At 55.5% G+C, this 11504-nt stretch carries 9 protein-coding genes; all 9 read left to right on the top strand.

The features are described 5' to 3' along the window. The 9 genes from pbpC to der all read left to right on the top strand — a co-directional run bounded on the left by pbpC (nucleotide 1) and on the right by der (nucleotide 11468). Nucleotides 1–2325 (top strand): peptidoglycan glycosyltransferase PbpC, encoded by a 2325-nt coding sequence (gene pbpC / locus L466_RS15140; protein WP_032680489.1) that lies wholly within the window; start codon nucleotides 1–3, stop codon nucleotides 2323–2325. Nucleotides 2326–2481: 156 nt separating this feature from the next. Beyond that, a complete protein-coding gene (gene ndk / locus L466_RS15135) occupies nucleotides 2482–2913 on the top strand; it encodes a nucleoside-diphosphate kinase (protein WP_003860625.1) in 432 nt (143 codons plus the stop codon). A gap of 169 nt (nucleotides 2914–3082) precedes the next feature. After that, nucleotides 3083–4249, top strand: a complete 1167-nt coding sequence (locus tag L466_RS15130) for a dual-specificity RNA methyltransferase RlmN (protein ID WP_014171168.1) — start codon at nucleotides 3083–3085, stop codon at nucleotides 4247–4249. A gap of 293 nt (nucleotides 4250–4542) precedes the next feature. Then, nucleotides 4543–5559 (top strand): cytoskeleton protein RodZ, encoded by a 1017-nt coding sequence (gene rodZ, locus L466_RS15125; protein WP_014171167.1) that lies wholly within the window; start codon nucleotides 4543–4545, stop codon nucleotides 5557–5559. Nucleotides 5560–5585: 26 nt separating this feature from the next. After that, the gene (ispG, locus tag L466_RS15120) at nucleotides 5586–6704 is read left to right on the top strand and encodes a flavodoxin-dependent (E)-4-hydroxy-3-methylbut-2-enyl-diphosphate synthase (protein ID WP_014171166.1); all 1119 of its coding nucleotides are present in this window, start codon (nucleotides 5586–5588) and stop codon (nucleotides 6702–6704) included. 81 nt (nucleotides 6705–6785) lie between these two features. Next, on the top strand, nucleotides 6786–8060 hold the full coding sequence (hisS, locus tag L466_RS15115) for a histidine--tRNA ligase (protein ID WP_020883031.1): 1275 nt from the start codon (nucleotides 6786–6788) through the stop codon (nucleotides 8058–8060). Nucleotides 8061–8073: 13 nt separating this feature from the next. Continuing rightward, the gene (locus tag L466_RS15110; protein ID WP_020883032.1) at nucleotides 8074–8694 is read left to right on the top strand and encodes a YfgM family protein; all 621 of its coding nucleotides are present in this window, start codon (nucleotides 8074–8076) and stop codon (nucleotides 8692–8694) included. 10 nt (nucleotides 8695–8704) lie between these two features. Further along, nucleotides 8705–9883 carry an outer membrane protein assembly factor BamB gene (bamB, locus tag L466_RS15105; RefSeq protein ID WP_032680491.1) on the top strand — a complete coding sequence of 393 codons (1179 nt, stop codon included), beginning with the start codon at nucleotides 8705–8707 and terminating at the stop codon, nucleotides 9881–9883. Nucleotides 9884–9995: 112 nt separating this feature from the next. Then, entirely contained in the window at nucleotides 9996–11468 is a 1473-nt protein-coding gene (der, locus tag L466_RS15100) for a ribosome biogenesis GTPase Der (protein WP_020883033.1), read from the top strand. The last annotated feature ends 36 nt before the right edge of the window (nucleotides 11469–11504 follow it).

Consider the following 11504-nt stretch of genomic DNA (forward strand, 5'->3'; position numbering starts at 1 on the left):
ATGCGGCTTGTACGTCTGATACGCTCCCGCTGGCTGTGGCTGGCGGGAGCGCTTCTCGTTTTATGGGGGCTGATCCTGGCCGCTGATCGCCTGTGGCCGTTGCCTCTGAAAGAGGTCAACCCCGCACGGGTGGTGGTGGACGAAAAAGGCACACCGCTCTGGCGTTTTGCCGACAGCGAAGGGATCTGGCGCTATCCGGTCACTCTCGAAGAGGTTTCTCCCCGCTATCTTGAAGCCTTGATCCAGTATGAAGATCGCTGGTTCTGGGACCATCCAGGCGTGAATCCGTTCTCTGTGCTGCGCGCCGCCTGGCAGGATCTTACCTCCGGGAGGGTTGTCTCAGGCGGCAGCACGCTCACCATGCAGGTGGCGCGCCTGCTGGATCCGCATCCGCGTACTTTTGGTGGCAAAATTCGTCAGCTCTGGCGAGCCATGCAGCTTGAGTGGCACCTCTCTAAGCGCGACATCCTCACGCTTTATCTTAACCGCGCCCCGTTTGGCGGTACGCTGCAGGGGATTGGTGCGGCAAGCTGGACCTACCTCGGCAAACCACCTTCGCAGCTCAGCTATTCCGAAGCGGCGCTGCTCGCCGTATTGCCGCAGGCGCCAAGCCGGTTGCGTCCAGACCGCTGGCCGGAACGTGCAGAAGCGGCACGCAACAAAGTGCTCGATCGGATGGTGACGCAGGGCGTCTGGTCGGCAAGCCAGGTTAAGGAGTCCCGTGAAGAAGCGGTATGGCTGGCGCCCCGGCAAATGCCGCAGCTGGCACCGCTCTTTTCGCGCATGATGCTCAGTAAAAGTCGCGATACTAAAATTGTGACTACCCTGGATGCGTCCCTGCAGCGGCAGCTTGAAGAACTGGCGATGAACTGGAAATCCCGCCTGCCAGCACGCAGTTCGCTGGCAATGATCGTCGTCGATCACACGGATATGAAAGTGCGTGGCTGGGTGGGATCGGTCGACATTAACGATGACACCCGGTTTAGCCATGTGGATATGGTGAATGCGATCCGATCGCCGGGATCGGTGCTCAAGCCCTTTATCTACGGTATGGCACTGGACGACGGTTTGATCCACCCGGCATCGCTGCTCCAGGATGTTCCAAGAAAAACGGGGGATTATCGCCCGGGTAATTTCGACAGTGGATTCCATGGGCCGGTGAGTATGAGTGAAGCGCTGGTACGTTCCCTTAATCTGCCCGCCGTGCAGGTGCTCGAGGCATACGGACCAAAACGTTTTGCTGCGATGTTGAGTAATGCAGGTTTGCCGCTGATTTTACCTGCTGGCGCACAGCCGAATTTATCGCTGATCCTGGGCGGGGCAGGGGCGCGGTTGGCCGATATCACCGCGGCCTATAGCGCGTTCGCCCGACACGGTAAAGCGGGCCGGCTGCGCTTACAGCCAGGCGATCCCCTGTCAGAGCGGCCGTTGTTATCCCAGGGGGCGGCGTGGATCATTCGCCGTATTCTGGCCAATGAGGCGCAGCCGCTGCCGGACAATGCGCTGCCTCAGGTGGTACCTCTGGCATGGAAAACGGGAACCAGCTATGGCTACCGTGACGCATGGGCGGTAGGGCTGAATGCCCGTTACGTTATTGGGATCTGGACCGGACGACCGGACGGCACGCCTGTGGCGGGTCAGTTTGGGTTTGCGAGCGCGGTACCTCTGCTTAACCAGGTGAATAATGTTCTGCAGTCTGGTTCAACGCTCGATCAGGCGCGTCTGCCACGCGACCCGCGTCCTGACGGTGTGGGACGCGGCGTCATCTGTTGGCCGGGCGGCCAGTCGCTGCCGGAAGGGAGCGAAAATTGCCGTCGTCGCCTGGCGACCTGGCTGCTGGACGGCAGCGAGCCGCCGACATTGCTCCTACCGGAACAGGAAGGTATTCGCGGGATCCGTTTCCTGGTCTGGCTGGATAAAGAGGGCAAACGCGTGGCGGCAGACTGCCCGGATGCGACCGAGAAAGTTCTGGATGTCTGGCCGCTGCCGCTGGAACCCTGGCTGCCTGCAGCCGAGCGGCGCTCAGCACGGATCCCTTCGCCATCGGCTACCTGTCCGCCCTTGTCGCAGGACTCACCTGCACCGCTGATGTTGACTGGCGTGCGTGAAGGCGCGGTTATCAAGCGTCTGCCGGGGGAATCCCGCGTCTCGTTACCGCTACAGGCCACCGGCAATAGCGGTGAACGCTGGTGGTTTTTGAATGGCGAACCGCTGGCGGTGAAGAGCCGGGTTTACACCTTGCAGCTTGATAAATCAGGCGATTATCAGGTGCTGGTGATGGATGAAGCGGGGCAGGTGGCGACGGTGAATTTCACGCTGCAGTAGCGTTAAACGTCTCTTCTGCTGTGAGCTGTTGCTAATCTTCGTCTCATTTTAAAAAAATGTTACCTGAATCCATAGGCAATGGCGCTATTGCTCATTATAATCCGCGCCACACCATACTCAGGTATGAAAAACAACAGAACATTTACAGAGGTTACCATGGCTATTGAACGTACTTTTTCCATCATCAAACCAAACGCGGTGGCAAAAAACGTTATTGGCAGCATCTTTGCTCGCTTTGAATCAGCAGGGTTCAAAATCGTTGGCACCAAAATGCTGCACCTGACCGTTGAGCAGGCTCGCGGTTTCTACGCTGAGCACGAAGGTCGTCCATTCTTCGACGGTCTGGTTGAGTTCATGACTTCTGGCCCGATCGTTGTATCCGTACTGGAAGGCGAAAACGCAGTACAGCGTCACCGTGACCTGCTGGGTGCGACCAACCCGGATAACGCACTGGCTGGTACCCTGCGCGCTGACTATGCAGACAGCTTCACCGAGAACGGCACCCACGGTTCCGATTCTGTTGAATCTGCCGCTCGTGAAATCGCGTTCTTCTTCGCTGAAGGCGAAGTGTGTCCACGTACCCGTTAATTTAACGGTTTCGTTTACACATTATTTTCGTAAATGCCGCGTGCAGACGTGGCATCCCTGCGCCAGACTTTGTACAATGCAACGCCCCGGACGAGCAGACTGCTTTCCGGGGCGTTTCTTTTCAACCCTCCATGGGCCATAACGTGTAACAACGAGGCCGGAAAAAATTATGTCTGAATTAGTGAATACCTCCGAAGTCGCCATTCCTGCGGTTCCAAATAAAAATGGAAAAATTAACCTGCTGGATCTGAACCGTCAGCAGATGCGCGAGTTCTTTAAAGAGATGGGCGAGAAGCCGTTTCGTGCCGATCAGGTCATGAAATGGATGTACCACTATTGCAGCGACAACTTTGATGACATGACTGACATCAACAAAGTGCTGCGCAATAAGCTCAAAGAAGTGGCTGAAATCCGTGCACCAGAAGTGGTGGAGGAGCAGCGCTCTGCCGATGGCACCATCAAGTGGGCGATTGCCGTTGGCGATCAGCGCGTTGAAACCGTCTACATCCCGGAAGAAGACCGCGCCACGCTGTGCGTCTCCTCTCAGGTGGGCTGTGCGCTGGAGTGCAAGTTCTGCTCAACCGCTCAGCAAGGATTCAACCGTAACCTGCGCGTGTCTGAAATTATCGGCCAGGTGTGGCGTGCGGCGAAAATCGTCGGTGCGGCGAAAGTGACCGGGACCCGTCCAATCACCAACGTAGTGATGATGGGCATGGGCGAGCCACTGCTGAACCTGACCAACGTCGTTCCGGCGATGGAAATCATGCTGGATGACTTCGGCTTTGGTCTGTCCAAGCGTCGCGTAACGCTGTCGACGTCAGGCGTAGTGCCTGCACTGGACAAGCTGGGCGACATGATTGACGTTGCGCTGGCGATCTCCCTGCATGCACCGAACGACGAAATCCGTGACGAAATTGTACCCATCAACAAAAAGTACAATATCGAAACTTTCCTCGCCGCCGTGCGTCGCTACCTGGAGAAATCCAACGCGAACCAGGGCCGCGTGACGATCGAGTATGTCATGCTCGATCACGTAAACGACGGTACCGAGCATGCGCATCAGCTGGCTGAACTGCTGAAAGATACGCCGTGCAAAATCAACCTGATTCCATGGAACCCGTTCCCGGGCGCGCCTTATGGCCGTAGCTCGAACAGCCGTATCGACCGTTTCTCCAAGGTGCTGATGGAGTATGGTTTCACCACTATCGTGCGTAAAACCCGTGGTGATGATATCGATGCTGCATGCGGACAGCTGGCAGGTGATGTGATTGACCGTACCAAACGTACCCTGCGTAAACGTATGCAGGGCGAGACGATTGCGGTCAAAGCTGTTTGATTCTTATGCACTCACGGCGCATTATTTGCGCCGTGAAGCATAATCTTACTGAATAATCAGTCAGATTCGTGATGACTGATCAATAATTACGGTGCGTTTCATCCGACTTTCGGGCAGTATGTAACGACGTAACAACAGTTTATCCTGACGGGCAGGGCTGTGCTGTCATCTCCGGGCTGACAGTCTTATACTGTCTGTTCAAGGTTAACTGATCAGAACTTTCGCGGTGCGGGTGGCATTGTGACTTACCGGCACCTGAACCCTTTTTTTTCACGTACCAGTAGTTGTAGCGAATGAATACTGAAGCCACTCACGACCAACATGAAGCACTCTCCACTGGCGTTCGTCTTCGCAACGCCCGTGAACAACTCGGACTCAGCCAGCAAGCCGTTGCAGAACGCTTATGTCTGAAGGTTTCCACGGTTCGCGATATTGAAGAAGATAAGGCTCCGGCCGATCTGGCTTCAACATTTCTGCGTGGTTACATCCGCTCTTATGCAAAACTGGTGCATATCCCTGAAGAAGAATTACTGCCAATGATGGAGAAGCAGGCACCGGTCCGCGCAGCAAAAGTTGCGCCGATGCAGACCTTCTCCCTGGGAAAACGTCGTAAAAAACGTGATGGCTGGCTGATGAGCTTTACCTGGCTGGTTCTGTTTGTGGTGATCGGCCTGACGGGCGCATGGTGGTGGCAAAACCACAAGGCGCAACAGGAAGAGATCACCACCATGGCCGATCAATCCTCCGCCGAGCTCAATCAGTCCGGCAATGACAACGCTCAGAGCGTGCCGCTGAATACCGAAGGTGCTGCCACCTCCAGCGAGCCGCAGACTGCCGCGACCGATGCGCCTGCAACCGATGCCGGGCAGGCACCCGCCGCAACGGCTAATACCCCTGCGCCTCAGGCTCAGGATCCAAACGCGGTGGTTGCCCCTTCTCAGGCAAACGTGGATACCGCGACCAACGCGCCAGCGGCCACTCAGCCTGCGGACAACGGTGCTGCGTCACTGCCAACCAACCCGGCCGGAACGGCTGCGCCGGCGGCGGACCCAAATGCGCTGGTGATGAACTTCTCTGCTGACTGCTGGCTGGAAGTGACCGATGCAACAGGTAAAAAACTGTTCAGCGGTCTGCAGCGTAAAGATGGCACGTTAAACCTAACCGGCCAGGCACCGTATAAACTTAAAATCGGCGCTCCGGCAGCAGTACAGATCCAGTATCAAGGAAAACCTGTCGACCTGAGCCGCTTTATCAGAACTAACCAGGTTGCGCGTCTTACCGTTAATGCCGAACAATCAGCAGCACAGTAACAGACGGGCAACGCGGGAGATTTTTCATGCATAACCAGGCTCCGATTCAACGTAGAAAATCGAAACGGATTTACGTTGGTAATGTGCCAATCGGCGATGGGGCTCCTATCGCCGTCCAGTCGATGACCAACACGCGCACCACAGACGTGGAAGCAACGGTCAACCAGATCAAAGCGTTAGAACGTGTAGGCGCGGACATTGTTCGCGTCTCCGTGCCGACAATGGATGCCGCAGAGGCGTTCAAACTGATCAAACAGCAGGTCAGCGTTCCGCTGGTTGCTGATATCCACTTCGATTACCGCATTGCGCTGAAAGTTGCTGAATATGGCGTCGACTGCCTGCGTATTAACCCGGGCAACATCGGTAACGAAGAGCGTATCCGCATGGTGGTGGATTGCGCCCGCGATAAAAATATTCCTATCCGTATCGGCGTCAACGCCGGTTCCCTGGAAAAAGATCTGCAGGAAAAGTACGGTGAGCCAACACCGCAGGCGCTGCTTGAATCCGCGATGCGTCACGTTGATCATCTTGATCGTCTGAACTTCGATCAGTTCAAAGTCAGCGTAAAAGCCTCAGATGTGTTCCTGGCAGTAGAGTCTTATCGCCTGCTGGCAAAACAGATCGATCAGCCTTTGCACCTTGGGATTACGGAAGCCGGTGGCCTTCGTAGCGGTTCCGTTAAATCGGCGATCGGTCTGGGGCTGCTGCTCTCGGAAGGGATCGGTGACACCCTGCGCGTTTCGCTGGCGGCCGATCCGGTAGAAGAGATCAAAGTCGGTTTCGATATCCTCAAATCACTGCGTATTCGAGCACGTGGGATCAACTTCATTGCCTGCCCAACCTGTTCACGTCAGGAATTTGACGTGATTGGCACGGTGAATGCGCTTGAGCAACGTCTGGAAGATATCATCACCCCGATGGACGTCTCCATCATCGGGTGCGTGGTGAACGGTCCGGGTGAAGCCCTGGTGTCAACGCTCGGCGTCACCGGCGGTAACAAGAAAAGTGGTCTCTATGAAGATGGCGTGCGTAAAGATCGTCTGGATAATAGTGATATGATCGACCAGCTTGAAGCCCGCATCCGTGCCAAAGCAACAATGATGGATGAAGCGCAGCGCATCAGCATTCAGCAGGTTGAAAAATAACGTGATGGGAAGCGTGGCGCTTCCCATGTATGATTGAACCCATTCTTTGGGTTCTTTTTTGTATATAGAAAGAGAATAAACGTGGCAAAAAACATTCAAGCCATCCGCGGCATGAACGATTATCTGCCTGGCGAAACCGCCATCTGGCAGCGCATTGAAGGCACACTCAAACAGGTGCTCGGCAGCTACGGTTACAGCGAAATCCGTTTGCCGATTGTAGAGCAGACCCCGTTATTCAAACGCGCGATCGGCGAAGTGACCGACGTGGTTGAAAAAGAGATGTACACCTTCGAGGACCGCAACGGCGACAGCCTGACACTGCGTCCGGAAGGCACGGCGGGCTGCGTACGCGCCGGCATCGAACATGGTCTCCTGTACAATCAGGAGCAGCGCCTGTGGTATATCGGCCCGATGTTCCGCCACGAACGTCCACAGAAAGGTCGTTATCGCCAGTTCAACCAGTTGGGTGTGGAAGTCTTTGGCCTGCAGGGCCCGGACATTGACGCCGAACTGATTATGTTGACTGCCCGCTGGTGGCGTGCGCTCGGCATTGCTGAGCATGTCTCACTGGAACTGAACTCCATCGGTTCTCTGGAAGCACGCGCGAACTACCGTGACGCACTGGTTGCGTTCCTGGAGCAGCACAAAGAGAAGCTGGACGAAGACTGCAAACGTCGTATGTACAGCAACCCACTGCGCGTGCTGGATTCCAAAAATCCTGACGTACAGGCGCTGTTGAACGATGCACCTGCATTGGGCGACTACCTGGACGAAGCGTCACGTGAGCACTTTGCGGGTCTGTGCAAATTGCTGGAAGCTGCGGGCATTGCTTATACCGTGAACCAGCGTCTGGTGCGCGGTCTGGACTACTACAACCGCACCGTGTTCGAGTGGGTGACATCCAGCCTCGGTTCCCAGGGCACCGTGTGTGCCGGCGGTCGTTATGACGGTCTGGTTGAGCAGCTTGGTGGCCGTCCAGCCCCTGGCGTAGGCTTCGCCATGGGTCTTGAGCGACTTGTTTTGCTGGTTCAGGCAGTTAATCCGGAATTTAAAGCAGATTCCGTTGTCGATATATACCTGGTAGCCTCAGGCGCGGAAACGCAGCCTGCGGCAATGCAGCTTGCGGAACGCGTGCGTGATGCACTGCCGGACGTGAAGCTGATGACCAACCATGGCGGCGGCAACTTCAAAAAACAGTTTGCTCGTGCCGATAAATGGGGCGCAAGTATTGCACTGGTGCTGGGCGAGTCCGAAGTGGCTAACGGCGAAGTGGTTGTGAAAGACCTGCGCTCTGGTGAGCAGACAACGGTAACGCAGGACGGCGTTGCGGCGCACTTGCGCACTCTATTGGGCTAAGGAGAAGGACTGCGTGGAAATTTACGAGAACGAACACGATCAGGTCGACGCGATTAAACGCTTCTTTGTCGAAAACGGCAAGGCGCTGGTTGTTGGGGTTATTTTAGGTGTCGGTGCGCTGGTAGGCTGGCGTTACTGGAACAGTCATCAGGCGGACTCCGCGCGTGACGCGTCGCTGTCGTATGAAAATACCGTTAGCGCAATCCGTGCCGATCAGCCGCAAACGCTGACGGCGGCAGAGAAATTTGCCGCTGACAACAAAAACACCTACGGTGCGCTGGCCGCACTGGAAGTGGCGCAGCAGTACGTTGATAAGAACGAACTGGATAAAGCCGCTAGCCTGCTGTCACAAGGGCTAACCGCCGCCAGTGATGAAAATCTGAAAGCGGTGATCAATCTGCGCCTGGCTCGTATTCAGGTTCAGCAGAAAAAAGCTGACGATGCGCTGAAAACGCTCGATACCATCAAAGGCGAAGGTTTTGCTGCCATTGTTGCCGATCTGCGCGGTGAAGCACTGCTGAGCAAAGGTGACAAAGCGGGCGCGCGTAAAGCGTGGCAAGCTGGCGTAGAGAGCAAAGCTTCACCTGCGCTGAGCGAAATGATGCAGATGAAAATAAATAATTTGTCCGTCTGAGAGGGACCCGATGCAATTGCGTAAATTACTTCTGCCAGGACTGCTTTCTGTTACGTTATTGAGTGGCTGTTCACTGTTCAGTGGCGAAGAAGACGTTGTGAAAATGTCCCCACTGCCGACTGTTGAAAACCAGTTTACCCCGTCCACCGCGTGGAGCACCTCCGTGGGCGATGGTATTGGTGATTTTTATTCCAACCTGCACCCGGCTTTTGCCGACAGCGTTATCTATGCGGCTGACCGCAAAGGTACCGTGAAGGCGGTTAACGCCGATGACGGGAAAGAAGTGTGGTCGGTTAACCTGGCGGAAAAAGACGGCTGGTTCTCTCGTAAACCGGCACTGCTTTCTGGCGGTCTGACCGTTGCCGGTGGGCATGTGTACGTGGGTAGCGAGAAAGCCCAGGTCTATGCTCTCAACACCAGCGATGGTTCTGTTGCATGGCAAACCTCCGTGGCCGGTGAGTCTCTGTCTCGTCCGGTCGTGAGCGACGGCATGGTACTGATCCACACCAGCAACGGCCAGCTGCAGGCGCTGAACGAAGCCGATGGTCTGGTGAAATGGACCGTGAACCTGGATATGCCTTCCTTGTCCCTGCGCGGTGAATCTGCGCCGGCTACCGCCTTTGGTGCTGCCATTGTTGGCGGTGACAACGGTCGTGTAAGCGCGGTACTGATGCAGCAAGGCCAGATGATCTGGCAGCAGCGTATTTCTCAGGCGACAGGCTCAACGGAAATCGATCGTCTGAGCGATGTCGACACGACCCCGGTTATCGTTGACGGTGTGGTTTACGCACTGGCCTATAACGGTAACCTGACCGCGCTGGATCTGCGCAGCGGCCAGGTCATGTGGAAACGTGAACTGGGCTCAGTAAATGATTTCGTGGTTGATGGCAACCGTATCTATATGGTCGATCAGAACGACCGTCTGCTGGCGCTCAGCACCGAAGGTGGTGTTACGCTGTGGACGCAAAGCGATCTGCTGCACCGCCTGCTGACCGCACCAGCACTGTATAACGGTAGCCTGGTGGTGGGTGATAGCGAAGGGTATATGCACTGGATTGACCCGGACAACGGTCGTTTTGTTGCTCAGCAAAAAGTCGACAGCTCAGGTTTCCTGACGGAACCGGTCGTGGCTGACGGCAAACTGCTGATTCAGGCAAAAGACGGCACGCTGTACGCGATCACGCATTAATTACCCAGCGGTTGTAGTATACTAAACGGCTCCTGTTCACTCAGGAGCCGTTTTGACATTTTTAAAAACGCCGCAAATGCGACGTTTATTTGAATTTTATGAGGCTTCAAACATGGTACCTGTGGTCGCGCTTGTCGGGCGCCCTAACGTTGGAAAATCCACTCTTTTTAACCGTTTAACACGCACCCGTGATGCGCTGGTTGCGGATTTCCCGGGGCTGACGCGTGACCGTAAGTACGGTCGTGCAGAAGTAGAAGGACGCGAGTTCATCTGTATTGATACCGGTGGTATTGACGGGACAGAAGATGGTGTTGAAACCCGTATGGCGGAACAGTCGCTGCTGGCGATTGAAGAAGCTGACGTGGTTCTGTTTATGGTGGACGCTCGCGCAGGCCTGATGCCGGCGGACTCCGCTATTGCGAAACATCTGCGCTCGCGTGAAAAACCCACTTTCCTGGTGGCGAACAAAACTGACGGTATTGATGCAGACCAGGCGGTTGCGGATTTCTGGTCCTTAGGTCTGGGCGAAATCTACCCGATCGCGGCATCTCATGGCCGTGGCGTGACCAGCCTGCTGGAAACCGTTCTGCTGCCGTGGGTTGATGAAGTTAACCCGCCGGAAGAGATCGATGAAGACGCCGAATATTGGGCGCAGTTCGAAGACGGCGAAGCGGGCGAGGAAGAGCCTGAAGACGACTTCAACCCGCAGGACCTGCCGATCAAACTGGCTATCGTGGGCCGTCCAAACGTAGGTAAGTCTACACTTACTAACCGTATCCTCGGCGAAGAGCGTGTGGTCGTTTACGACATGCCGGGCACCACCCGCGACAGTATTTATATCCCGATGCAGCGCGATGAGCGTGAGTATGTGCTCATTGATACCGCAGGCGTACGTAAGCGCGGGAAAATCACCGATGTGGTGGAAAAATTCTCCGTTATCAAAACCCTGCAGGCGATTGAAGATGCCAACGTGGTCATGCTGGTCATCGATGCGCGTGAAGGTATCTCCGATCAGGACCTTTCTCTGCTCGGCTTCATTCTGAATAGTGGGCGCTCACTCGTTATCGTGGTCAACAAATGGGATGGCCTGAGTAATGAGGTGAGAGAGCAGGTGAAAGAGACGCTCGACTTCCGTCTGGGCTTTATCGACTTTGCCCGCGTGCACTTTATCTCTGCGTTACACGGCAGTGGTGTAGGTAATCTGTTTGAGTCCGTGCGTGAAGCGTACGACAGCTCCACCCGTCGTCAGAGCACCGCCATGCTGACCCGTATCATGAACATGGCAGCAGAAGACCATCAGCCGCCGCTGGTGCGTGGTCGTCGCGTGAAGCTGAAATATGCTCACGCCGGTGGTTATAACCCACCAATCGTGGTGATTCACGGCAACCAGGTTAAAGACCTGCCGGATTCCTACAAGCGCTATCTGATGAACTACTTCCGTAAATCACTGGACGTAATGGGCACGCCAATCCGCATCCAGTTCAAGGAAGGGGAGAACCCGTTCGCCAACAAGCGCAATACTCTGACGCCAAACCAGATGCGTAAGCGTAAGCGTTTGATTAAGCACATTAAGAAAAGCAAATAAGCGTTGCCGTTCTTTCTGAAGCCCGCGTTGATCGCG

Origin of the sequence: Enterobacter sp. BIDMC 30 (assembly GCF_000534355.1) — a bacterium.
Lineage (GTDB): Bacteria > Pseudomonadota > Gammaproteobacteria > Enterobacterales > Enterobacteriaceae > Enterobacter > Enterobacter ludwigii.

Bases quoted from the DNA above. Each gene is read 5' to 3' on its own strand.
- pbpC (WP_032680489.1), top strand. From the start codon at position 1: ATGCGGCTTGTACGTCTGATACGCTCCCGCTGGCTGTGGCTGGCGGGA.
- ndk (WP_003860625.1), top strand. From the start codon at position 2,482: ATGGCTATTGAACGTACTTTTTCCATCATCAAACCAAACGCGGTGGCA.
- L466_RS15130 (WP_014171168.1), top strand. From the start codon at position 3,083: ATGTCTGAATTAGTGAATACCTCCGAAGTCGCCATTCCTGCGGTTCCA.
- rodZ (WP_014171167.1), top strand. From the start codon at position 4,543: ATGAATACTGAAGCCACTCACGACCAACATGAAGCACTCTCCACTGGC.
- ispG (WP_014171166.1), top strand. From the start codon at position 5,586: ATGCATAACCAGGCTCCGATTCAACGTAGAAAATCGAAACGGATTTAC.
- bamB (WP_032680491.1), top strand. From the start codon at position 8,705: ATGCAATTGCGTAAATTACTTCTGCCAGGACTGCTTTCTGTTACGTTA.
- der (WP_020883033.1), top strand. From the start codon at position 9,996: ATGGTACCTGTGGTCGCGCTTGTCGGGCGCCCTAACGTTGGAAAATCC.